Origin of the sequence: Ruminiclostridium cellobioparum subsp. termitidis CT1112, from assembly GCF_000350485.1 — a bacterium.
Taxonomy (GTDB): Bacteria; Bacillota; Clostridia; order Acetivibrionales; family DSM-1351; genus Ruminiclostridium; species Ruminiclostridium termitidis.
Genome location: NZ_AORV01000052.1, coordinates 15,120 through 39,936, shown reverse-complemented (window position 1 = coordinate 39,936; position 24,817 = coordinate 15,120). Strand labels below are relative to the sequence as shown.

The window sequence follows — 24,817 nt, the reverse complement described above, 5'->3', positions numbered from 1 at the left end:
TACGCAGTGATTTGGCCTGGTAAAAGAGAAGGTTGTATTCGGCCGCATTTTTGTTTATAATTGTTATGGCCGTGAGCCCATGAAACAGCAAACCGGTGCAAGATATTGCATAGATGTAATTCCAGCAGATATGATCAAATATAATATGTATTGGAATTGGATTTATATAAAGTAATGATTCGGAGTTAAAACGGGGAGAAATGTAAATGAGTGAGAAATACAGAAGAGTTGTAATGACCGTGTTCGGTGTGCTGACAGCGGGCTTTAGTGTGGGAATGTTCAATTTTTCAGCTTTTGGGATGGATCCGTTCCAGGTACTTGCGCACGGTATTTCAATGCATATGCCGCTGGGTTATGGGACTTTTTATTCAATTTTGAATTTACTTATGTTAATTGTTATATTTTTTGTGGACCGGCGTAAAATCGGTCTTGGGACCTTTATAAATATTTTTTTATTGGGATATGTGGTACAGTTTTCATCCTGGTTATTTGATTCATGGATGCCCAATCCGTCATTGGGAATCAAGCTGTTGTTTTTAATTATCGCTGTAGTGATCATGTGTTTTGGTTCTTCCTTATACTTTACAGGCGACCTTGGAGTTTCGACTTATGACGCGGTGGCGCTTATCCTGTCCGAAAAGAAGGTTGCCAGGTTTCAGTTCTGCAGAATCGGTTCAGATTTCATCTGCACCGTATGCGGATACTTATTTGGTGCAACTGTGGGAATAGGGACGCTTATAACTGCTTTTTTCATGGGACCTGTCATTGCGGTATTCAACCGGAAGGTTGCCATTCCGCTCAGGTACGGAAGAAACAGGGAGGAGTGAAAGGTAAAAGGTTTAAAACCATAGGAAACAAAGCTTTGAATATGGAATCAAAATATGGTAAAGTTATAAAAGCCTAAATTATATATTAATAATCCAAATTTAAGTATCAAAGGAGGCTTTTTTTATGCCAATGCTGGATATGCCGCTGGAGGAGCTCCGGAGCTATCAGGGGAGTACGCCCAGGCCCAGGGACTTTGACGAATACTGGAGCAGGGCAGTGGAGGAGATGCACCGAACCGACAGCAATGTGGAGCTTGTTCCGGCTGAATTTAAATCTCCATATGCAGACTGTTACCATTTATATTTTACAGGTGTTAAGAATGCAAGGGTTTATGCAAAATTACTGATTCCCAAAAATGTACAGGGCAAGTGCCCTGCGGTACTGAATTTCCATGGATATACCGGACATTCGGGCGACTGGTTCGACAAGCTGCCCTTTGCCGCTGCGGGATTTGTGGTGGCAGCTCTTGACTGCCGCGGACAGGGAGGCAGATCGGAGGATACGGGAGGAGTCAGGGGAAATACCATGCGCGGACATTTCATCAGGGGTATTGACGGAGAGCCTGACAATATGCTGATGCGCAATATTTTTCTGGATACGGCCCAGCTTGCAAAAATCCTTATGGAAATGGAGCAGGTTGATGAAACAAGGGTCGGTACATATGGTGTTTCTCAGGGAGGAGGGCTTTCTCTTGCCTGTGCAGCCCTGGAACCACGCATCAGCAGAAGCGCTGTGATGTATCCCTTTCTGAGTGACTACAAACGGGTGTGGGACATAGATCTGGCAAAGGATGCCTATGAGGAGCTGCGGACACATTTCCGTTTTTTTGACCCGCTTCATACCAGAGAAAACGAAATTTTTGAAAAGCTTGGTTATATAGATATTCAGAACCTTGTGCCGCGTATAAAGGGTGAAGTGCTGATGGCTATTACATTGATGGACAATATTTGTCCTCCGTCAACCCAATTTGCCGCATTTAACAAAATAAATTCAAAAAAGGAAGCGGTGATTTTCCCGGACTACGGGCATGAGACGCTGCCCGATCAGAACGACCGCAGCTTCCGGTTCCTGATGGAGCTGAAAAAATAAATACTTGAGTTTTATACGAATTATACACGAAAGTGCCGCAAAATGATTGTTTTAGTTTTGCGGCGCTTTCTCTTTATTCAGAAGTTATTCGAAAAAATTATCTCTGCCATACATAATTTATGATAAAATTTCAATAGATAAATATAGAAATATGGAAAGGGATTAATCAAAAATGGATTATGGAATGATAGAAAAATATGCACAGCTGGTGGTAAAAGCCGGTATAAACATTCAAAAGAATCAGGTATTATTCATCAATTCACCCATAGAGTGTGCCGATTTTACAAGATTAATTGCCAGGACAGCCTATGCTGCCGGTGCCGGGGATGTAGTGATCAATTGGAGGGATGAGCTTTTTACAAAAATCCGGTTGGTGAATGCTCCTGATAAGGCACTTGAACAATTCCCTGAGTGGAATAAAGAGCTATACATGTCCTATGCCCGGGAGGGAGCTGCGTTTTTAAGCATTTCGGCTTCCGACCCCGAGCTTATGAAGGATGTGGATTCAGAACGCATTGCCAGGGCAAATAAAGCTAAAAGTACCGCTCTTAAGGAATATTCCAACAGATTGATGAGCAGTAAGAACCCCTGGTGCGTCATATCGGTTCCGACAATTGAATGGGCCAAAAAGGTTTTCCCGGGAGTACCGGGAAAAGAGGCGGTGGAAAAGCTCTGGGGTGCCATACTGGCTTCGGTTCGGGCAGATGTGGCAGATCCCGTTGCAGCATGGGAGGAACACAAGCTGAAGCTCAGCAGAAGTCTGGAATTTTTAAATTCCAATAATTTTAAATACCTTGTTTATAAAAATTCTCTTGGAACTGCTTTAAAGATTGAGCTTCCCAAAAATCATGCATGGATGGCGGGTTCGGAGAATACTCCCGAAGGTCAGGTTTTCATTCCCAACATGCCCACCGAAGAGGTTTTTACACTGCCTGTAAAGACCGGGGTCAACGGTGTGGTTGTGAGTTCAATGCCTCTGAACTATAACGGAAGCCTAATTGAGGACTTCTCCCTCAGCTTTGAGAATGGGAAGATAGTGGATTTCTCTGCAAAAAAAGGATATGAGGCCCTTAAACATCTCATTGAAACCGATGAAGGCTCACATTATCTGGGTGAGGTGGCTCTGGTTCCCTATGATTCACCCATATCAAATTCCAAAATCTTATTTTACAATACACTTTTTGATGAAAACGCCTCCTGCCACCTGGCCATAGGGAAGGCATATCCCTGCTTCAAAGATGCTCCGGAACTGAATGAGAAGGATTTGGAGGAGCGGGGAGTGAATGACTCTCTTGAGCACGTGGATTTTATGGTAGGGACAGCCGATCTGGAGATTACCGGAATAAAATCCTCGGGCGAAGAGATACCGGTCTTCCGCTCGGGCAACTTTGCCTTTTAAATAAGAAATTTGGCAGCAGTCAGCCATGCCCGATCAGAAGGAAAAATCAGATCCGGGCATGGCTTATAGGCATCATCGCAAAGGAGTGCCGCTCCAGCCGTCCGGGGAGCAGAGGATTTGGTTTACAGCCTGCAGATAATTGGCAGAGGTATGACATTTCTTTATCTTTTTCATAAGCTTGCCGTCCCTGTCGGTGTGAACCGAAATATACGACCAGAACTCTTTCATCTTGTCACACAGATGTTTGTCTCCCGAGAGTATGTTTTGATAATACATGTAAATTTCATCGTGAAATTCCTTTATCATGCTCATTTTATGGGCGGGAGGAACGGTTTTTCCCTTTATGAGAGCCGGCAGAAACGGATCACTCAGCGCACCTCTGCCCAGCATAAAGTTCTTTATATATGGGAAGCGTTTACTTACACGTATATAGTCATCATAAGTGAATATGTCGCCGTTATAGGTTATCTGATGTCTGCAGGCCGAGGCAAGAGCCTCAAAGGAATCAGGGTCAACGCTGCCGGTATACATCTGGATACCGGTGCGGGCATGTATGATGACACCTCCCAGAGGATAGCGGTTGAGAATTTCCATTACGCGCAGCCCTTCTTCGGAACTTTCTAACCCCAGCCTCATTTTAACTGTCAAAGTATAGGGCTTGCGGGCACAGACAATATCAAGAAAGTTTTCTATCATATCAGGATAAGGCAGGATGCCCGAACCCTTTTTTTTGTTTGTTACCATGGGAAAGGGACAGCCGATATTCCAGTTTATTTCTTTATAGCCCATTTCATATATGGCCGAGGAAAATATACTGAAATCGTCTCCGTTGTTGCCCAGAAGCTGGGGGATGACCTTGACCTGGGCAGCATTATGTTCAGGAAGAATATCCTTTAGTAGTGAAGTGCTGATTTTTTTGTGATCGGCAGTGGCAACAAACGGTGAATAAAACTCGTCAATACCGCCGAATATCCTTGCAAATGCATTTCTGTAGCCTGCTATGGTCATTCCCTGAACCGGGGCCAGATAAAGGTTCATATGTTGTTGTTACTCCTCTGATTCTAGAATTAATTCATTCTAAATGATATACAGTTATCGGGATAAAAACAATAGTCAAAAAAAATTTCATATATTTTTCATTTTCCCTAATAATTTCAAGATTAGTGGTCATACTAAACATTGGTAAATACCATAATATTTAGGAGGTATTAAATATGAAAAATAGAAATTTATTGGTCGCAGCAGTATTAGTACTTACAATTTCGTTATTTTCAGGTTGTGCAAAGAAGGAACAGCTGCCCGGTACTTCAACCACTCCGCAAACAACAACGCCGACAACAGCAGCAATTACCACAGCTGCAGGTTCGACAGCAGCAGGGTCAACTTCGGCAGCTACCTCTACCGCCGATGCAATAACTTCCGCTTCTATAGTGGATAATGCGGCAGCCTTTGAAAAGGCCATAAGCAGTGGCGGGACCTGGATTATTGCAATTACAAAGGATCTCACCATAAATAAGGACATCTCGCTTGACGGTGAGTACAAGAACGGAAAGAAAGATACCGCCGGTAAGGATGTTATACAGAGAAAGGTTGCTTTATATGCTCAGGATAAGGATCGTAAAATTACTGCAAGGTACACCCTGACAGCACCGAAGTTTACAATAAACAGCCCGGAAGCCAGTATTCAGCACGGGACCTTCAAGGGAGATCTGTATGTTACCGTTAAGAATTTCCAGTTAGTAGATACGAAAGTTGAAGGCAATGTTTATTTTACCACCGAGGAAGCCAAGAAAACGTTTAAAATGGATGGTGACAGCAAGGTCACAGGAAAGCAGGAAGTAAAGAAAACCTGATAAAAATTTTCAACTAACAAAATAAAAAGACAGGAGCCGTTCTAAGACTTCTGTTTTTTTATGCAATAAAGGCTGGATTCTCTGGTTATGAGGAAAAATATAGCTGCAGTATGTGAAAATTTTACCAAAAAACAAAATAATTTGTAATTGTATGTTAAAAATGGTAATATATTGGTATATAAAAGATATTATTCCTTTTCTTAGTATTGACTTAAATCTTTTACTACAACTTGTATATAAGAAATGGTTGAAAGTGGTTCTAGAATGCAATATTAAAATGAGAGGAGTATACATATGATAACACTGCAGCCGGTAGATGAAATTTTCGCTTCATGGAGGAGATGCGTAAATATTGGGGTTGATAATTCAGCAAGTGTTATGAGCAGCAGTATTAATGAGGAGGGTTTACAAAATGCGCTGAATGAAAACAAAGAACTGGTATCAATATTCGGAAATCTTGAAAGCGATTTCGAGGATTTATCCCTCGAAAGAAATTTAGTCCTTTTACTTGTTAATTCTGAGGGTTTACTATTAAAAAAAAATGCTGCAGGGAGTTAGGAAGAAAAGTTGAAAAACTGGGAATTAAAGAAGGAATGTCTTTTTCAGAAAGGGCAATCGGCACAAATGCCATTGCATTGTCAATCAAGTTAAAAAAAGTGGTTTATACTATTCCTCAGCATCATTATAGTGATCTGCTGAAGGAATTTTTCCTTTATGCTGTTCCGCTGTTTTTTAAGGGAGAGGTATTGGGATATCTGGTACTGTGCAGATTAAATGAAAAAATAGAAATCGATCTTAAGATTGTTACCGATTATACGGCTTACAAGCTGGTCAATGAGTTTAAAACTCAAATGAACAATTCTCTTATTTCATCCGAAAAAACTTATTCCCTGACAAAAAAAGAAGTGGAAATTCTAAAGCTTATGGCTACAGGTCTGCCTGACAAGATTATCGCCTCAAATCAGGCTGTAAGCATAAATACAGTTAAATACCACAAAAAATTTATATTTAAAAAACTGGATGTGGAGTGCACTGCCCAGGCTGTTATAAAGTGTATCAAACTAAACCTTTTAAGTATAGATGAGATAGATTGTTAATGAATTCGGAGTATTTTGAGCCTACCTATAAGAGTAGTTTTACGTACTTTTTGCATTTAACTACCCGAATGCATAGTGGCGGTGAACACGATTACTGTTAAAATATGTATTAACAAACATAAGTTACAAAATTATGCAAGAGTAAACATATATTTTCAAGAAACCTTTATTTTAGCAAATCAAACCGGCTTTTATAATAATAAGGGAGAGAAGGATGTCGAAAATGCCGCTAATCGAAGTAAACAACCTTGTAAAGGATTATAAGCTGAATGTGAGAAAAAAAGGTTTATTAGGCTCAATACACAGCTTGCTTGTTCCGGAATATAAAATGAAAAGAGCAGTCGACAACATCAGTTTTTCCATAAATAAAGGTGAAATGGTGGGTTTTATCGGACCCAACGGAGCAGGAAAATCCACAACGGTAAAGATGCTGACAGGGATTCTGGTGCCCACTTCCGGTCAAATTTCAATAGGAGGGCTGTCACCTCACAGGGACAGGAGAAAAAATGCCATGCGGCTGGGTGTGGTATTTGGTCAGAGAACGCAGCTCTGGTGGGATTTGCCTGCAATCGATACTTTCGAACTGCTCAGGTACATATATAAGATACCTGAGAAAATCTACAGGCAAAATATGAACTTATTCAACGATTTGCTGGAGATCAATGAATTCATGTCACAGCCGGTCAGACAGCTCAGTCTCGGACAGAGGATGAGGGCAGATATTGCGGCGGCGCTGCTGCATAACCCCGAGATAATATTTTTTGATGAGCCTACCATAGGGCTTGACGTCATAGCAAAGGAAAAGGTACGGGAATTTATCCGGTATATCAACAGGGAAAAAGGAACAACAATGCTTTTTACCACTCATGATATGCAGGATATAGAAAAAACCTGCCGGAGAATGATTATCATTGACGAAGGAACTACAATATATGACGGTACGGTGGAGCATATAAAGGAAAGCTACGGTACCAGCAGGACTCTCGTGGCAGATTTCCCGGAAGTCATCCACAGCATTGATATACCTGGTGTTGAGGTGATAGAGGAGAAAGGCAGGAAAAAGTGGCTCAGATTTCAAAAGGATGAGGTTCAGGTTTCCAATCTTATATATGAACTTACACAAAAATACGGGATCATCGATCTGACAGTCCAGGAACCGGAGATTGAAGGTATTATCAGAGAAATCTACCAGGGAGGAATAAAGATTGATGAGAGCCTATGTAGAGTTTGCTAAAAAAGCTTTCCAGAATAATATTGCTTACAGAGCCGACTATGTAGCCGGAGTAATTAATGCAATCGTAATGATATTTGTAAATATCTGCATCTGGAAGGCAATTTACGAAGATGAACAGACTGTTGACGGAGTACAGTTCAAAATATTGATCACCTATGTGGTTATATCCTTTCTCATGCAGTGCATATATGCGATGGATGAATACCATATTGAATACAAGGTGCGGTCCGGGGCCATTGGTCTGGACTTGCTGAAACCCATGAGCTTCAGCGGTTACATTTTTTCATACAATATCGGAATACTGGTATTCAGAGTGGTTATGCAGCTAATACCTGCATTGATAGTATCAATCGTTCTTTTTAAAATGTATCCGCCCTTCTCGTTATCGATGGCAATATACTTTCTAATAAGCACAATATTGGGGTATCTGGTTTTGTATAATTTAAATTTTATAGTGTGGATAAGTTCTTTCTGGTTTTACTGGACCTTCAGTCTCGTTACCATAAAGGACGCAGCGGTAATGATACTGTCGGGAGCTCTGCTTCCTCTCTGGTTTATGCCCCAGGCACTGGTGGACTTTATAAACCTGACACCGTTTGCTTCCATATACTATGTACCAATAACCATATATCTGGGACAGGTACCCATGGAAGAGATAGCGTTGGTTATGGCAAAACAGCTGATTTGGGCACTGGGCTTGTTTATAGCTGGGAAGCTTTTATGGAAAACCGCTCTGAAAAAACTGGTGGTACAGGGAGGATAAACAAGTGGGTAAAAAACCATTATTCAATATATTTGAGTTATTCGTTCTACTGCTCAAATATGCAAAACTCAGCCTGAAATCCATTCTGGAATACAAGTTTGACAGAACCTTTATAACAATTGCCATTGTTTGCAGGGAAATGATAAGTGTAGTGGTCATGTTTCTTATTCTGGTAAGGTTTGTACATATAAAGGGCTGGGAATATAATGAAATGTTCTTTCTTTACAGCTTTCTGTTTTTATCCTACAGCATCTTTGTACTGTTTTTTGCAGGCATGAGAGATTTCGCAGAAATGATTTATTCCGGGGAGTTCGACCGGGTCCTTACCAGACCACTCGGACTGATGTACCAGATCATAGCCTCAAAAATTGATTTGAGCGCAGGTTTGGGACATGGAATAGTGGGAGTGATCCTTTTTACCAAAACTGCTTTTTCGGTGGGTATTGACTGGAATATAAAAAATATCGTTTATTATATTGTCATTTTAATCAGCGGGGCCGTCATTCAGGCATCGATATTCCTGTTTGCATCCTGCTTCAGCTTCTGGACAGTTAAAACCGACAATCTGCGGAATATGATATTTTTTAATGCAAGAAGATTTTCAGGATATCCCATAAGCTTTTACCCGGGAATAATTCAAAAGCTGTTGATGTTTGTAATTCCTTTTGCATTTGTCAATTATTTTCCGGCACAGTTCTATCTTAACAAGGCTGAAATAAATTCTTTCTGGAATGGTTTCCTGTACCTCTCTCCGGCGGTTGGAGCAATAATGTTTGTTCTTGTATATATGTTCTGGAGACAGGGAGTCAGGCATTATTCCAGTACCGGGACCTCAAGGTGATTGTTAACCTGTTTATTCATCTGTTGATTTTCATCTGTTAACAAAAATCGATTGCTTTTTCACAATTATATGCGTACTTTACCTGGAGAGTGGCACGCAGATGGGAGTATAAAATGAAAAGCTATAAAAATCTTATAATAATCGGTTTGCTGCTTCTGGGCGCAGCGGTATTCCTGGTTGCAAAATTCGTAAACCTTGATTCTGTGCTTGTGAACGCGGGATACTACCAGGAGAGGATAACTATTTTAAGTACTGCCGATATACACGGACATATAGTTTACGATGAGGAGACCGGAGGTTATTATACCCTGGATGAAGTCAGCGTAATGATGGGTATGCCCTTGATGAAGCATATAATCGATGAGGTCAGAAACGAAAATAAAAATACTCTTTTGCTGGACTCGGGGGATTTGTTCCACGGAACAAACGAAGCCAATATCGAGAAGGGAAAAGGTGTGGTTGAAGTAGCCAATCTCATGGGGTACGATGCAATGACACCCGGGAACCACGATTTTAACTTCGGGTTTGACAGGTTGCTGGAAATAAGGGGGCAGCTCAATTTTCCCGTACTCTCGGCAAACATATATAAAGACGGCAAGCCGGCTTTTGACGAATACAAAGTTGTAAATGCAGGGAATAAAAGGATCGGTTTGTTTGGTTTGACCGAAGTTGGAGCTCTTATAAACACCAATTCAAGGGATAACGAAGGTGTGACCCTGGAGGACCCTGTAAAATGCGCCAGGAGGATTATAGAAGAACTGAAGGACAAGGCGGATGTGGTCATTTTGATATCACACCTGGGAGATGATGTAGACAGAGAACTTGTAAAAAAGGTTGACGGTATAGACCTGATTCTGTGCGGGCATCACCATTTCCTGTATGAAAAAGCCGATAAGGTGAACAATACATACCTTGTGGAGTCGGGCGGATACAGTACTCATGTGGGCCAGGCAGATATGTATTTCAAGGACGGCAAACTGGCCAAGCTTGACTGGACCCCAAAAAATATCAAGGATAAATCCAAAGCCGATCCCGTTTTGGATGCGGTTGCACAGAAATATCATACCATTGCTTTTGAGTCTGCAAAGGAAGTCGTGGCAAAAACCAAAGATAAGCTTGACGGCTTCAGATCCAATGTCAGGACCAAAGAAACAACTCTTGCCGATTTGCTCACAGACGCCATGCGTGAGACGGGCAAAGCCGATATAGCCCTTATGAACGGGGGAGGTATCAGAGAGAGTATACCGGCCGGGGATATAAATCTTTATTCAATAGGCAAGGCGCTTCCATTTGTAAATTCACTGGTAACAATAGAAGCCAAAGGGGAAGACATATACAGTGCCATAGAAAGGGGCATCAGACTCTATCCTGATGGCGGTTCCAACGGAGGTTTCCTGCAGGTTTCAGGAATAAAATATGAGTTTGATGCATCAAAGCCGGCCGGAAAAAGGCTGGTGAGCATTACCACCTCCGACGGCAGAGCACTGGATAAGGACAAATATTACAAGGTGGCCACAAATGATTACCTTTACAACGGCGGAGACGGCTATGAGGAACTGAGAAAAGCCAAACTCCTCAACAAGGGGGAACTCTTAAAGGATGTACTGTCCAAGTATATCAGGGGTAAAGGTGAGCTTGACATAAAGGTTGAGGGCAGAATAAAGGCTGTAAATGAACGATACAAGTAGCATTTGATTTACCTTCTAAATATAATTTTCTAAGAAAAGGAGTAATAATTTATGCAGAAGCACGAGATTGAAACAAAGGTATGTGAGGCAGTCAGCAGGCTTGGGCAGTTTAATAATGACAATGTTCAGATTGACAGCGATTTGAGAGACAACTATGGAGTGGACTCAATAGTATTGGTAGAACTCCTTGTAGAGATAGAGGAAGTTTTCGGAATAACCTTTGACAGCAGTTTTTTAACTTATGAGACATTCTCAACGGTGCGTTCAATCACCGATTATGTTTACAACAAACTAAACTCTGATTGTGTCAGCATTAATTAAGGGTGCACCATGAAAAATAATTTAACAGAGAAGGTACCGAGATATTTTGAGCCTTATGTAAATGATTGCTTTCATAATGCCTATGCGGCAGTGCTTGAGTATATGGGGTTGAACACCAGACTGATTCTGGCGGATTATCTTTCTTTTATGTATGACCCGGTCAACGGCAATATCGGGGTGAATTATCCTTACCGGATGAATACCTCGGTAGAGTTTACAGAGGAAGAACTGAACACCTCAATGGAATTTGTATATTTGCCGGCTACAAAAATTTACAGCGGCCCGGCAGGAGGAATTACCGGGGAAGTCAGGTATAAAGACAGGATAAACATCAACATGTATATAGACGACAATACCGACATGGCCTACTCAAGGCTAAAGTTCCTGGTCGACAGCCGAAAGCCTGTGATTGCAGCAGTTGATTTGTATTATATGAGTTATCACAGGGCATATATGAAGGAACATGGTTTACATTGCATAGTTATTACAGGCTATGACGAAAAGGAGGGCTGGTTTGAACTTTTCGACAAATTCAAACTTTCCAGCAGTGATTTTGACGGCAGGATTTCAATTAAGGAGGTCAACCAGGGCAGAGCATCTGAAAATCCCCTTGCCCTGTCAAATAATATTCTTAAAAGACCTGTTAGAAATCTCTGGATAGAAATTTATGCAGAAAACGATTTTAAAATATCAAATGAGAAGTTAATGAATATTCTGGCTGAAAGCTGCAGCAGAATGACAGGACAGAAACGGGTACTCGGACAGGAGTGCGGACTTAAGGCATTGGATTCCTTTATTAACGATTTGCTCCTGAAAAAGGAGAAAGGGCTTGAAAATGCGGATATAGACTGGTACAGGACTTATTTGAATATGAGTTTTAAAAATATTGTCCGAAACAGAAAAAGATTTATGGTCTTTGTAAATGAAATAAGCAGCTTGCTTCGGGAAAATCTTGCACAGGAGGTATGCAGATACCTGGACGAGTCTTCAAAACACTGGGATATTTCCGCAAGTATTGCACTGAAGCTGGGAATCAAAAAATCACTTGATTTAACCGATGAACTGGTTAAACAGCTCAGTGAAGTTCGTAATCTGGAGAGCTGTCTGGTAGAGGAACTTGAAAATTATATTGGCAACAGGGTTTGACATAAATAACTTCAAGAAGATTTCCTAAAAATATTTATATTCGCACGCAAATAAAAGGAGAGGTATAAGTGGAGAAAAGAGACTATTCACCATGGAATATGTTTTGCGGCAGCTGTGAGAAATACGGTGATAACACATTGCTGATATATAACGACAATAAATATACCTATAGTGAAATATACCGCAAGGTACTCGAGTTCTGCGGCCTTTTTGAAAAATGGGATTTTACAATAGGAGGGGTTTATCTCCCAAATTGCACCGAATTTCTTACAGGTATGCTGGCCCTGAACAGGATGAAAAAAGTATTTGTATCTTTGTCATACCAGCTCAAGGGAGAAACATTGACCGAGTTGATAAACTATACCGATGTGGAGCTTTTAATCACAGATGCAAAAGGCTTTGCAGCATTACGGGACGGTATGGCTGCAATGAACATAAGGATTGTACTTGTTTTACAGGAAAACGGCTCCTTCATCATTAATAAATATGAGAACAAAAAGTTTAGGGATTTGCCTGGGATTTCAGAAGATACCTTTGGTATATGCTTTACATCCGGTTCGACATCACGACCAAAGGGAATAGTATTGTCCAACTCAGCTATAACCGGCAATGCACTTGCTGTTGCCGAACATCTTGGTTTTTCATCAGAAGAAAGGACAATTATTCCGAGATCACTGGCCCAGGCGAGCCCTATTTCAGGAGACGTTCTAATGGCCATAAGCCGGGGAGGAGGTATCATACTCCTGAATAATGTATTTCATCCTGCAATATTCCTGAAGGCTGTACAGGAATACCGGGCAACGAATTTTTATATCGTCAGAACCATGCTCCTGCAAATACTTGAGTATTCCCAATTAAAAAACTATGATCTGAGCTCCGTAAGGAGAATACTTATAGGAGGAATGGTAAATCCGCTGACAATATATCAGAGGACAGCCGCCGCCTTTCCCGGGGTGCGGGTATTTAACGCATATGGTACCTCGGAAGCTTCTGCCAGAGTTACCTTCGGAGAGCATGAGGATGTGGTTTCCCTGCCCTGTGTGATCGGAAAGCCAATGAGGGGCTGCGGCATCAGGATTTACAGGGAGGACGGAACTGAAGCTGCCGTCGGAGAGACCGGAGAATTGTACATAACAAGCGATTATATGATGGACGGTTATTACAAATCGGCTGAGCTGACCGGAGAAGTACTGGGACCTAAGGGCTTCCGGGTGAGAGATCTGGGCTACAGGGATGAAGAAGGCAGGTTTTTCGTGCTCAGCAGGAATGACGACATGATAATGCAGGGAGGGAGCAGAGCTTATCCCATCGACATTGAGGAAGTGCTGCTGAAAAACCCTGCTGTAAAGGAAGCTGCCGTTATAGGTGTCGACGACGAAAGACTGGGGCAGAAAATAGTCGCTTTGGTGGTTTTGAAGGAGCAGTGCCAGGCAGAGGTAAAAGACATATATAAATGGTGTGTGGCGCAGCTTGAAGACAGGAAGGTTCCAAAGGAAATATATATTATTCCCGAAATACCGAGAAATGTAATAGGAAAGATCAGCAAGAAAGATATAAAAGACCTTTACCCTCTATTGACAATGTACAATACGTTTTTGAGTGGTTAATAACCAGACAGGAGGCTATGTAATGAGGAAGGAAGATATATCAATCGAAAGACAGTTGGTGCTTTTGACAGCGGTGGAAATGGAGGCTTCCCAGGAGGAGGTTCTGAAGCGCATACTATCAGGCAACATAGAGTGGTCTGAGGTAATATACCAGATGATAACTCACAGGACTTTAAATATGTTTCGCTATAATCTGAAAAAATTCAACCTGTACGATAATCTTGAAAAGGAACTTCAAAGGCTGATGGATACACAGTGGGCAGTGTTCGGAGAACGTAACAGCTGTTATCTCCAAAAGCTTCAGGAGATTTTAGGGGAGTTTGAAAAACGTAAGCTTATCATACCTGTTTTAAAAGGAAACCTTCTGGCGAGTATTGTTTACCCTGAAATTGAAACAAGGATCTTCAATGATCTGGATATGCTGATGAAGCTTGAAGACGTTGTACCTGTTGTTGAAGCTCTTGAGAGTCTGGGTTACATTCAGGGGAACTATGATGAAGAAAAGGAGGCCATAGTGGAGGTTTCCAGAAAGGAAAAAGTACTTCACCAGATGGCTACCCATGAAATACACCAATTTCTTAAGCTTAGCGATAATAAGTTTGCAAAGCTGGTGGAGGTGGATGTGAATCACGATATTCTCTGGAAAGGAAACTGTCCTTATAAGGTTCAGACAAAGGATTTGATCCAGAGAGCCGTTCCGGTGGATATCCATCATATAAAAGGCTATATGCTGGATTATATAGATAACATCATTCAACTGTGCTGCCACCTGTACAAGGAAGCCTGCCTCATGATATGGATAGCCAGTTTGAAAGATTTGAAACTCTATAAGTTTGCCGATTTGTACATGTACATACGCAAGTTCTCCGAGAAGATAGATTGGAACATGCTGGTGGGCAGGGTCAAGGAATATAACCTGGACAAGATAGTTTACTATAACTTCCATTACATTGAGCTTATGTTCGGAGAAATAGTACCGGAATTTGTAAAAGACAGCTTTAAGCCTGACGACCTGTCCTATCTTGACGAATATGCAATTGAGAATAAAGAACCGTCCAAATGGCAATTTGATTTCTTTACACGTCTATTTGACGTAAATAGAATTTTGAGTATAGATAAAAGCAAAGCAGAGGGTATGAACAGATTTCTTGACGCAAAATTCGGTTAATTAAAAAAAACTATGAACGCGTTTTAAGTCAAGGAGCGTGAGTAAATGGAAAAAAGAACTGTTACGATACTCTGCTCAGGCTTTGGACTTGGGTTATACATACCCGGTCTGCTGGCCGCCCGGAGACTTGAGGAAAAGAACGTTCCAACCTGTGTGGAAGTTTTTGAGAATCTTATTTCCGAAGACAAGAGGGAGAATATACGAAGGAGCAGGAAGGCATATCATGGCAATTTCGCGTTGGCGCAAATGTCGGCCAGAATGCCTATGGACATACGTAAAAGTATGGACCGAGAGCTTGTTGACCGGCTTCTGGAGGTTTGGTTAAAAGAGGACAGACGAGATTTCATCATTCTTTCAGGGCACTGGCTGTATGTTATGGAAGAATACAGAACCAGATCGGCACCTGGTACCCTAAATGCTGAAATACTGTACGTAGACTGTGATTTGCCCCCTTCATGGAAGAGCCTGCAGCAGTATGTTCCCGATTATAATACCCGTTTCAGTGAATTTTGGCTCTACGATTTTGAAAACATGAAACTTCAATACCAGATTCCTGTTTCAAAAGAGGAACCATTACCCTATTCCCGGAGGCCGGATAGATTTATTATCCATGGAGGCGGCTGGGGAATGGGAACCTACAGGTCCAAAATTCCACAACTCCGGAGCAGGGGATTGTCCCTGGACATTGTTGCCTACGAGCTGCAGGAAGCCATGGACATTACACCCGGAGACAGATGTTTTATGGTTGATCCCAACTGGTGTGCCTGGAATAAAAACAAAAAAGGTGTATTTGAATTTCCTCCCATAGGTGAAATATGTCAATCCAGGCCACCGTTTTTTTCTAATAAGTACGAATACCATGACCTGTTTGATGTAACGGCAACAGCCAGGGCCATCGTGGGAAAGCCCGGCGCCGGTACAATGATGGACTCACTTGCTTCAGCAACCCCGTTAATTATGCTGGAACCTTTCGGCGAGCATGAAAAAAAGAACACCGGCCTGTGGGAAAATCTTGGTTTTGGCATCTCCTACACCAATTGGGAGGCAATGAATTTTTCCATGGAAATATTGGAACGGCTTCATGAAAATCTGCTGATTGGCAGAAATGCTGCTGTTGACTTTACCGAGGCATATAAACTCAGAAATAATCTTTGACTATTACAATTTTGTTATGAGAGGCTTTGATGAAGGAAAACTTAAAAATCAATGGAGGCAGGGGTATTTTAATAGTTTTTGAGGGCATCAGCGGCTGCGGTAAAAGCGAGAATGTCGCAAGCCTGCGAAGCCATCTGGTGGGAAAGGGGTATAAAGTAGGCTTAATTGAGTGGAATTCAAATAAGCTTATCCGTGGAATAATCAAAAGGATGGATTCCGTCAGACTGCTTACCCCTGAAATTTACAGTTTTTTTCAATGGTTTGGCTTCATGCAGGATTACTATTTTAAAATACTTCCTTTATTAAAAAAACAATATATATTACTGGCAGACAGGTATGTTTATACAGGTCTGACCAGGGATAACGCCAACGGGACGGGAGTTAAGCCCGGCAAAGCAATATATGGCAGAATATTGAAGCCTGACCTGGTATTTTTTCAGGATATAGATCCAAGGATATGCTACAAACGAATTCAAAAACGCGGAAAACCCTTGTTCTACACAAATAGAGTCATTAAGAAAAGCGGCATGATCAAAAACAAGGACCTGTTTTATCTTATGAAATTGAGAAAGGAATATTTGCTGCTGTTTAATAATAACACAGTAAAAAATGATACAAACATAATCTGGCTCAGAAACAGTGATGACAGTGTTATAAAATATGCAGATGACTATATTTCTGACAAGGGGGAGATGAAGGAATATGTCAAAATATTCAATTAGCGGCGTTCCGCGGTACTTTGTGCCATATGTCGCCGATTGCTTTCAAAATGCATACGGAGCACTTGTTGCATATTTGAATTTAAACCCTGATATTATTCTTGCCGACTATCTTTCCTTTATGTTTGATTCTGAAACCGGGTACATAGGAATCAATTTTTTACATAAACCCTCCAAATCCTTCTTATTCACCAGAGAGGAATTAAATACATCTCTGGAATACGCTTGTTTCCCGGCAGTCACCTGCTTTGACAAGCGTATTCCAGAAAATGTAGATCAACTTCCGCCGGATAAAATAAAGATTTCCATTTACATGGAGGATGATGGGAAAACAGCATATGAAAGGCTAAAGGAATTGATTCATATGGAAGTGCCCGTTGTAGTAGTTGTGGACCTGTACCATATGAGATATCACCGTGCCTTTCAAAAAGAACACGGAGCACATGCGGTGGTTGTAACAGGCTATAACGAGGAAGAGGGCTATGTTGAACTTTTTGACAAATACAGCCTTTCCAGCAGCGATTTTGACGGAAGAATACCATTGGAGGAACTGCTGCTGGCACGGAGTTCCGAAAACTGTCTCGGTTCGTATTCCAAGCCAATAAGGAATATGTGGATGGAAGTCGGCAAGAGCAGCCGGTTTTATTACAACGATATAAGATGGAAGACTGTTATTGAAGAAAGCTGTAAGAGGATGCTGGGTGAAAAGGACATCCTGGGTTGCAGCTGCGGGCTTCAGGTTATTGACAGCTTCAGAAGGGAACTTCTTTTAAAAAAACAGGAGCTTCCGGAAGAAGAAATTTTTCAGGAGTACAGATACTATTATAATTTTGCTTTTAAAATACTATCCCGGAGCAGAATACGCTTCGGAGTTTTTCTAAGGCAGCTTGAGGAAAAACTCCCCGGTAAGCCTGTCAATGAGGCGAACATATACCTTGAGGAGTCTGCCAGAAGATGGGAGATAATATCAAATCTCTCACTGAGGCTGGCAATTACAAAAAATGCAGGTTCAATCGATAACCTGTGCAGTCAGCTGGAATTGATAAGGGATAATGAAAGCCGGGCGGTGGAAAAGCTGCTTTGTCTGAGATAAAGTTAATGGACGGGGTGACTTAAAATAATGCAAATATTGGTATGGAGGTTATAATGAGTGGCATCAAGCTTTTTTGTTTACCCTATGCGGGAGGTTCTGCGGCAATTTATTCAAAATGGAGCAAATTGCTGGACGGAGCAATAAAGCTTTATCCTTTTGAACTGGCAGGAAGAGCAGGCAGATACCGGGAGCCTTACTATAATACCGTTAATGAGGCAGTTGCCGATATAGTCGAAATGCTTGAAGAAGAGTGCCGAGACAGTGAATATGCTGTCTGGGGCCACAGTCTGGGCAGTATTTTAGCCTATGAGACCATATGTGTGCTCCAGGAAAAAAATTTAAGACTGCCGGTGCATGTTTTCTTTTCAGGAAGATATCCTCCCTGCATCAGGAAAGAGGATAGAAACCTTCATAGCCTGCCTGAACCCGAGTTTGAAAAGGAGGCTCTGAAGCTGGGAGGAATATCTGATAACCTGCTGAAAATGAAGGGACTGCTGAAATCGGCGATGCAAACCTTAAGGGCGGATTATAAACTCCTGGAAACCTATGAGTCAAAGGCTTTGAAAAGAAGGTTTGATTTTAATATTTCAGTATTTGCCGGTAAGGAGGATGAATTGGCTCAACCGGCCGATATGGATAAATGGAAAAACTATTGCGGCGGGCAATGCAATTTTTATTATTTTGAGGGAGGACATTTCTACCTGCATAAACATGCCGGGGAAATAACCCGGATCATAAACGGTACACTTGTCGATACCGGACGGGAGGGAGCATATGGAGGATAAAATACTGGAGAACATTGCAGTCCGATACGGTACTCCGCTTTATGTGTATGACACAGACAAAATCATTTCACAGTACGGGATATTGAGAGACAGCCTGCCAGAAGAGTTCGGAATATTATATTCCATGAAGGCAAACCCGCTGCTGGGAATGTGCCAGCTGTTCAGAAAGCTGGGCAGCGGGATAGAGGTGGCATCTTCGGGAGAATTATATACGGCCCTTGCTGCAGGCTTTGCACCTGACAGTATTGTTTTCACAAGTCCGGGAAAAAACTGTGAAGAGCTGGAGTATGCCATTGAAACAGGAATCTGCAGCATAAATGTGGAGTCGGTGGAAGAGGCTGCACTGATTGATGAGCTTGCCGGGCAAAAGGGCAGGAAAGTCAATATTTCAATACGCATTAATCCGGATTTTGATGTGGCAGGTTCAAACATAAAGATGACGGGTGTGCCCACTCAATTCGGAATAGACCGGATAGAAACCGAAGCCGCTCTGGAATTCATAGGTTCACTTTCAAATATAAAAATTGTCGGGATACATATCTACACAGGGACACAGGCCTTGAATGCACATAACATAATTCTCAGCATGGAACAGATCATCAAGCTTTCACTTGAATTATCAGAGAATTGCAGCCTTGAATTAAAGTTTTTAAATCTGGGAGGCGGTTTTGGAGTACCGTATTTCAAAGACGACTCTTCCCTTGACATGGATGCTTTTAAAAACGATTTTTCACTGATGTGGGAGGGATACAGGGAGAAGCTTTCCGGGACAAAGGTATTTGTTGAAAGCGGAAGGTTTCTGATGGCCGAGGCCGGAACCTATCTCACCAGGATTCTATATAAAAAGGAATGCAAGGGCAGGAGATATCTGGTTTGTGACGGGGGTTCAAACCAGCATGCGTCTTCCGCTTTCCTTGGGAGATATATCCGCAATAATTTCCCCATGCACATTCTGAATAAAACCCAAAATGAAGAGCAGGTAAATGTTGCAGGGCCATTATGCACGCCCACCGATATTATAGGACAAAATGTGCTGCTGCCTGAGGCAGTCCCGGGAGACATACTTGCAATCGACAAGTCGGGAGCATACGGAAGCACCCAGAGTCCCGGTCTGTTCCTGAGCCATCCCCTGGCGGCAGAGGTACAGTACTGCAAAGGCAAAACGTATATTCTGAGAGAAAGGTGGGGAAGGGAAGATTTCATAAAAGGTCAGAAAGAGCTGGATGAATTCTTCAATACATATGGATGGGAAATTTATGGATAAGGATTTTAATTTGATCAGATACGTGACAAAGGACAGGGATAAAGGTATTATTGTGTGGCTGTGCAACATTGGTGCCGAAAAATACTGGAATAAAACCGGCAGCGGTATTGTGGACATAAATGAAGACATCCCTGTAAACCGGATAGAAGAAATGAACCTGCTTATCTGCAGGGAGCAGGATATTATCATACTGAGAAAAATGCCTGATCAAAAGTATCTCAGTGATTTAAAAGGGCTTGGGTTCTCCATACCCTCCATACTGACCCCCGAAAATGCCGATTTGCTGACTCCTGTTTCAGAGCTTGTGGTAAAGGATGAAAAGTTATTGCAGAGGCTGAAGGAAATAGCTTCAGGAAACCAAAACGTCTATTTTGTTCCCTATGCAGTAACTTATCTTGAAGAAGAAATAGCAGAAAAGGCCGGTTTACGGCTGATGGGAGCTCCATCCCATGTAAATGCCAGGATAAATGACAAGATCTTCAACAGAGAAGTATCTGAAAAGCTTGGGTTCAATGTCTGCAAGGGGAAAATCTGCGGTTCGGTTGATGAAATCCGGCAGGAATATGAAGAACTGACAGGCAGTAAGCCTTTTTTTGAGAAAGTGATTGTGAAAGAGCCAAACGGAGCTTCGGGCAAGGGGTTGTACATAATAGAAAACAGGGACAAGCTTGAGCCGGGACTTCGGATGATAGCCAGGTTTTCCCGGGGAAGGACCAATCCCAAATGGCTGGTTGAGGGCTGGTATAATAAAAAGTTTGACATAAACTATCAGATATATGTGTCTCCCGGAGGAGAGGTGGAGGTCTTTTCGGTCAAGCAGCAGTTGCTGAGGGATACGGTCTATATAGGCTCTGTTCTGCCTCCGGATATAGAGGCCGATATCATGGATTCCTATATGGAATATGGAAGGAAAGTGGGGAAATACCTTTTTGAAATGGGTTTTACAGGTGTTGCGGGGATTGATTCAATAATCACCGACAGGGACGAGATCATTCCTATCATCGAAATAAATGGGCGCTTTACTTTATCCACCTATATTTCCTTTCTGGAACATAACCTCGGCGGCAAAAAAATATTATCCAGGTATTTCAGACTGCTGCCCGATAATGCGGTGGGATACGGGAATATCTGCAGGGCTCTTGACAGAGAGGGCATCCTGATAAAACCTGAACAAAGGGAAGGTGTTCTGGTTTATACTGCGGGCACACTCCCGTACCAATTGAACGAGGGTTCCGATTATTACGTGGGCCGGGTATTTGTATTGGTAGTTTCAGACAGCCGGGAGAAAATTAATGAATACAATTTAAAGCTTGAAAAGGTTATACATTCGTTTTCACGGGTTTAAGCATCCAATTGGGAAGGAGAATATTATTATGGAATTGGAAGAGAAAATTGAAAATATTATATTGAACGTTTTAAAAATCCAGCCGGAAATTATAAAAGAATTATCGCCGGATGAGACCTTAAACAGAATAGGTGTGGATTCGGTTAATTTTATTGAGATTGTTATCAGTCTTGAAGAGGAGTTCAATATTGCCTTTGAGGATGATGAACTTTTGCTTCAAAATCTCAACACCGTCAATAAACTAAAAAGCGTTATCAGTAATAAACTGAATTAACGTGGTGTGCCGGCTAATTTAAATTTTGCTTTACCTGTGTAATTTTTAAATCAACTGGTAACTTCCGCACTAACTTCATGAAATAAAGACGCACCCAAAACAATTGCAATAAATTGTATCGACTCAGTTAAAGCGGTTTTTCCGCCGCTCAAACTCGACATCCTGTCTCGGTTTGAAGCTCAAAGCAGCGTCCTGCTGCTTTGCCGGCAAAACCACTTTACCTTTGTCGACAATTTATTGCAATTGTTTTTAACCGTGCGTCTTATTTCATGAAGTTGTCCTCGCGTACCAGTTGATTTAAGGTTGAATCTATCCGTAAGCAAAATAAAAATATTAATTGGCGCAAAGCGTTAAATTAACTCTCAGCATTATAGTTAAATCCGGTAAAATCGCAATAATCTATTTGACTGCAAAGCTGAAAGCTGATTTTAACCGACAACGTTAATTAAGGAAAATAGCGTGCAAAAGAGGTAAAATGTACCCTGCGGAGTCGACACAGAGAACATTTTACCTCTTAATTTTTTCAAAGGACATAAAAAGGATATATTACAGCAGAACTGTGAAATACTATACCTTGTAATTCTAAAATTCGTTTATGCCAGGCAAAATTACAACTATTTCGTAACTTTCAATTATTGTAAACAATTATCTTGAGGTATTAACATGGAGAATGTATTTGATTATGAAGATATCCAGCTGATTCCCGCCAAATGTATAGTTGACAGCAGGACGGAATGTGATACGTCGGTGCAGCTCGGAGGAATAAAGTTCAGACTGCCGGTGGTACCTGCAAACATGCAGACTATTATTGATGAGAATATATCTGAGTATTTGGCTCAAAATGGGTACTTCTATATTATGCACCGCTTCTGTCCTGAAAAGCGGCTAGCTTTTATTAAGAATATGAAGTCGAAAGGGTTGTATGCTTCGGTCAGTGTCGGGGTAAAAGAGGAAGAACATCAATTTATTCAGCAGCTGGCGGATGAAAGACTTTCACCCGAATATATTACCATTGATATTGCACATGGGCATTCCAATGCCGTATTGAAAATGCTCCGGCATATAAAAAAGCTTTTGCCCGGCAGCTTTGTTATTGCCGGAAATATTGGGACTCCGGAAGCTGTCAGAGAACTGGAACATGCAGGTGCTGATGCCACCAAAGTCGGAATAGGTCCCGGAAAGGTGTGCATAACAAAAATCAAGACGGGTTTCGGGACCGGCGGCTGGCAGCTGGCAGCACTCCGGTGGTGTTCAAAAGCTGCCAACAAGCCTATTATTGCCGACGGTGGGATCAGAACACATGGCGACATAGCTAAATCTATAAGATTCGGCGCAAAAATGGTAATGATCGGTTCTTTATTTGCGGGACATGAAGAATCCCCCGGTGAAACAATCACTATTGACGGAAAACTTTATAAGGAATATTTCGGTTCGGCTTCCGAATTTCAAAAAGGAGAAAGGAAGAATGTAGAAGGCAAAAAAATGTTTGTTGAATACAGAGGACCGTTGAAAAATACATTGACAGAAATGGAGCAGGACCTTCAGTCATCTATTTCCTACGCAGGAGGAAATTCACTCGAGGCGCTTAGAAATGTCGATTATGTGGTAGTAAAGAATTCAATCTTTAATGGCGACCGGGTTTATTAAGCTCTTGATATATTGCATAAAAAATGGTATAAGTCAGATATTATGTTTTCATGTAGGAGGAAATAAATGAGCAGTATTTCACAAAGAATCGACAGACTGCCTGCTACTCCCATGCTTCGGAGGGTATTGTTTCTAACCGGTTTAGGCTGGATGTTTGATGCCATGGATCAGGGTATGGTGTCGGGTGTTATGGCATCAATCGGAAAAGAATGGCAGCTTTCTGCCACAGATCTGGGTTTGCTGGGAAGCGCTTCGGCTGTGGGTATGGCTGTGGGGGCCGCAGCAGCCGGTATGATATCCGACAGATGGGGCAGGAGGACGGTGGTTACCTATACGCTTATATTGTTTGGGATAGCCAGTGCCATGTCTGCATTTGCGCCGAATTTTGGACTTCTTCTGTTTTTCAGATTTTTGACAGGGCTTGGTTTGGGGGGAGAATTGCCTGCCGCTTCAACACTTGTAAGTGAATTTTCTCCGGCAAAGGCAAGGGGAAAAATGGTGGTGCTTCTGGAAAGCTTCTGGGCCTGGGGATGGATTGTGGCCGCATTGATAGCTTACCTGCTGCTGCCGGTATACGGTTGGAGAATCGGGTTCTTGCTGGGAGGGATTCCTGCCTTGTATGCGGCTTACCTGAGAAAAGGAATTCCGGAATCTCCAAGATATCTGGAACAAAAAGGACTTTTGAAGGAAGCTGATGAAATAGTAAGTAAAATGGAACAGCAGGCCGGAATCCAAAATGAGGGTACAACACCCCAAAACCTGAATAAACAGGACAAAAAGCAGCGGGTAATGTTACGGGAATTATGGTCCAGGACATACTTAAGGCGGACTGTTGTTCTGTGGATACTATGGCTGGGTATTAATTTCGGCTATTACGGTTTTGTATTGTGGACGCCGACTCTTCTGGTCGGCAAGGGCTTCAGCCTTGTAAAGGGCTTTGAATTTACATTGATAATGTGTATTGCCCAGCTGCCCGGGTACTACAGCTCAGCCTATTTGATAGAAAAAATAGGACGTAAGCCGGTTTTGGTCATTTATCTGGCAGGTACTGCTTTGTCTGCTTATCTTTTTGGCCATGGGGAAAGCGTAAATGCCATACTTATTTCAGGCTGCCTGTTATATTTTTTCAGTCTTGGAGCATGGGGGGCGGTGTATGCCTATACTCCCGAAGTGTATCCGACGAAAGTGAGGGGCAGCGGAACAGGCTGGGCTGCCGCCATAGGCCGTATCGGCGCAATTGCGGCCCCCTATATTGTGGGAAGGATTTATCAGGAAAACGGCAACCAGGCAGGGTTCAACAACGTATTTCTGATATTGACAGCCGTATTTGCCATAGTGGCTGTTGTTGTTGCCGCAGCGGGTATTGAGACAAAGGGCAGGACCCTTGATGAAATCAATTCATAAAACGGGAGAAAGGCCTGGAGCATATATTTATGCATAAAAGCTGGAAGCATATAAAAAACTGATCGGATAACCAATCAGTTTTTTATATGCTTCCAGC

24 protein-coding genes are annotated in these 24,817 nt (G+C 42.0%); 23 read left to right on the top strand and 1 reads right to left on the bottom strand.

Annotation, left to right across the window (positions count from 1 at the left end):
* Positions 1-206: 206 nt before the first annotated feature.
* The 3 genes from CTER_RS18630 (at position 207) to CTER_RS18620 (ending at position 3,316) form a co-directional block, all read left to right on the top strand.
* Positions 207-827, top strand: coding sequence for a YczE/YyaS/YitT family protein (locus CTER_RS18630; RefSeq protein ID WP_004628123.1), 621 nt, complete (start codon positions 207-209; stop codon positions 825-827).
* 124 nt (positions 828-951) lie between these two features.
* Positions 952-1,917: an acetylxylan esterase gene (locus CTER_RS18625; RefSeq protein WP_004628149.1), complete on the top strand. Its 966-nt coding sequence runs from the start codon at positions 952-954 to the stop codon at positions 1,915-1,917.
* Positions 1,918-2,089: 172 nt separating this feature from the next.
* Complete coding sequence (locus tag CTER_RS18620; protein WP_004628179.1) at positions 2,090-3,316, top strand: aminopeptidase; 1,227 nt, start codon at positions 2,090-2,092, stop codon at positions 3,314-3,316.
* A gap of 72 nt (positions 3,317-3,388) precedes the next feature.
* Here the strand turns inward: CTER_RS18620 and CTER_RS18615 are convergent, their stop codons facing one another.
* A complete protein-coding gene (locus CTER_RS18615; protein WP_004628210.1) occupies positions 3,389-4,354 on the bottom strand; it encodes a tRNA-dihydrouridine synthase family protein in 966 nt (321 codons plus the stop codon).
* Positions 4,355-4,530: 176 nt separating this feature from the next.
* Here CTER_RS18615 and CTER_RS18610 point away from each other — a divergent pair, with 176 nt between their 5' ends.
* The 20 genes from CTER_RS18610 to CTER_RS18515 all read left to right on the top strand — a co-directional run bounded on the left by CTER_RS18610 (position 4,531) and on the right by CTER_RS18515 (position 24,720).
* Complete coding sequence (locus CTER_RS18610; RefSeq protein WP_004628192.1) at positions 4,531-5,169, top strand: hypothetical protein; 639 nt, start codon at positions 4,531-4,533, stop codon at positions 5,167-5,169.
* Positions 5,170-5,463: 294 nt separating this feature from the next.
* Positions 5,464-5,727, top strand: coding sequence for a hypothetical protein (locus tag CTER_RS18605; RefSeq protein WP_004628124.1), 264 nt, complete (start codon positions 5,464-5,466; stop codon positions 5,725-5,727).
* Positions 5,728-5,762: 35 nt separating this feature from the next.
* Positions 5,763-6,266, top strand: a complete 504-nt coding sequence (locus CTER_RS18600) for a helix-turn-helix transcriptional regulator (RefSeq protein ID WP_051066635.1) — start codon at positions 5,763-5,765, stop codon at positions 6,264-6,266.
* A gap of 223 nt (positions 6,267-6,489) precedes the next feature.
* Positions 6,490-7,500 (top strand): ABC transporter ATP-binding protein, encoded by a 1,011-nt coding sequence (locus CTER_RS18595; RefSeq protein ID WP_004628177.1) that lies wholly within the window; start codon positions 6,490-6,492, stop codon positions 7,498-7,500.
* Positions 7,475-8,263, top strand: a complete 789-nt coding sequence (locus CTER_RS18590) for an ABC transporter permease (RefSeq protein ID WP_004628156.1) — start codon at positions 7,475-7,477, stop codon at positions 8,261-8,263. Before CTER_RS18595 ends, CTER_RS18590 begins: the two co-directional genes overlap by 26 nt.
* A gap of 4 nt (positions 8,264-8,267) precedes the next feature.
* Positions 8,268-9,104 carry an ABC transporter permease gene (locus CTER_RS18585; protein WP_004628120.1) on the top strand — a complete coding sequence of 279 codons (837 nt, stop codon included), beginning with the start codon at positions 8,268-8,270 and terminating at the stop codon, positions 9,102-9,104.
* A 113-nt stretch (positions 9,105-9,217) separates the two neighbouring features.
* Positions 9,218-10,792, top strand: coding sequence for a bifunctional metallophosphatase/5'-nucleotidase (locus tag CTER_RS18580; RefSeq protein ID WP_004628138.1), 1,575 nt, complete (start codon positions 9,218-9,220; stop codon positions 10,790-10,792).
* Between the two features lie 51 nt (positions 10,793-10,843).
* Positions 10,844-11,113 (top strand): acyl carrier protein, encoded by a 270-nt coding sequence (locus tag CTER_RS18575; protein WP_004628143.1) that lies wholly within the window; start codon positions 10,844-10,846, stop codon positions 11,111-11,113.
* Between the two features lie 9 nt (positions 11,114-11,122).
* Positions 11,123-12,259 carry a BtrH N-terminal domain-containing protein gene (locus CTER_RS18570; RefSeq protein WP_004628130.1) on the top strand — a complete coding sequence of 379 codons (1,137 nt, stop codon included), beginning with the start codon at positions 11,123-11,125 and terminating at the stop codon, positions 12,257-12,259.
* Positions 12,260-12,327: 68 nt separating this feature from the next.
* Positions 12,328-13,866 (top strand): class I adenylate-forming enzyme family protein, encoded by a 1,539-nt coding sequence (locus tag CTER_RS18565; protein WP_004628203.1) that lies wholly within the window; start codon positions 12,328-12,330, stop codon positions 13,864-13,866.
* A 22-nt stretch (positions 13,867-13,888) separates the two neighbouring features.
* Entirely contained in the window at positions 13,889-15,034 is a 1,146-nt protein-coding gene (locus tag CTER_RS18560) for a nucleotidyltransferase domain-containing protein (RefSeq protein WP_004628169.1), read from the top strand.
* Positions 15,035-15,079: 45 nt separating this feature from the next.
* Positions 15,080-16,189: a hypothetical protein gene (locus CTER_RS18555; RefSeq protein WP_004628115.1), complete on the top strand. Its 1,110-nt coding sequence runs from the start codon at positions 15,080-15,082 to the stop codon at positions 16,187-16,189.
* A 29-nt stretch (positions 16,190-16,218) separates the two neighbouring features.
* A complete protein-coding gene (locus CTER_RS18550) occupies positions 16,219-16,911 on the top strand; it encodes a dTMP kinase (protein WP_004628116.1) in 693 nt (230 codons plus the stop codon).
* Positions 16,892-18,001: a BtrH N-terminal domain-containing protein gene (locus tag CTER_RS18545; RefSeq protein WP_004628142.1), complete on the top strand. Its 1,110-nt coding sequence runs from the start codon at positions 16,892-16,894 to the stop codon at positions 17,999-18,001. Before CTER_RS18550 ends, CTER_RS18545 begins: the two co-directional genes overlap by 20 nt.
* Positions 18,002-18,054: 53 nt before the next feature.
* Positions 18,055-18,786 (top strand): thioesterase II family protein, encoded by a 732-nt coding sequence (locus CTER_RS18540; protein ID WP_004628202.1) that lies wholly within the window; start codon positions 18,055-18,057, stop codon positions 18,784-18,786.
* Positions 18,776-20,050: a type III PLP-dependent enzyme gene (locus CTER_RS18535; RefSeq protein ID WP_004628127.1), complete on the top strand. Its 1,275-nt coding sequence runs from the start codon at positions 18,776-18,778 to the stop codon at positions 20,048-20,050. Before CTER_RS18540 ends, CTER_RS18535 begins: the two co-directional genes overlap by 11 nt.
* Entirely contained in the window at positions 20,043-21,395 is a 1,353-nt protein-coding gene (locus CTER_RS18530; protein ID WP_004628135.1) for a preATP grasp domain-containing protein, read from the top strand. Before CTER_RS18535 ends, CTER_RS18530 begins: the two co-directional genes overlap by 8 nt.
* Positions 21,396-21,423: 28 nt before the next feature.
* Positions 21,424-21,669 carry an acyl carrier protein gene (locus CTER_RS18525; protein ID WP_004628189.1) on the top strand — a complete coding sequence of 82 codons (246 nt, stop codon included), beginning with the start codon at positions 21,424-21,426 and terminating at the stop codon, positions 21,667-21,669.
* A gap of 663 nt (positions 21,670-22,332) precedes the next feature.
* Positions 22,333-23,316, top strand: coding sequence for a GMP reductase (gene guaC, locus CTER_RS18520; protein ID WP_004628140.1), 984 nt, complete (start codon positions 22,333-22,335; stop codon positions 23,314-23,316).
* A gap of 66 nt (positions 23,317-23,382) precedes the next feature.
* Positions 23,383-24,720 carry an MFS transporter gene (locus tag CTER_RS18515; protein ID WP_004628136.1) on the top strand — a complete coding sequence of 446 codons (1,338 nt, stop codon included), beginning with the start codon at positions 23,383-23,385 and terminating at the stop codon, positions 24,718-24,720.
* Positions 24,721-24,817: the final 97 nt, after the last annotated feature.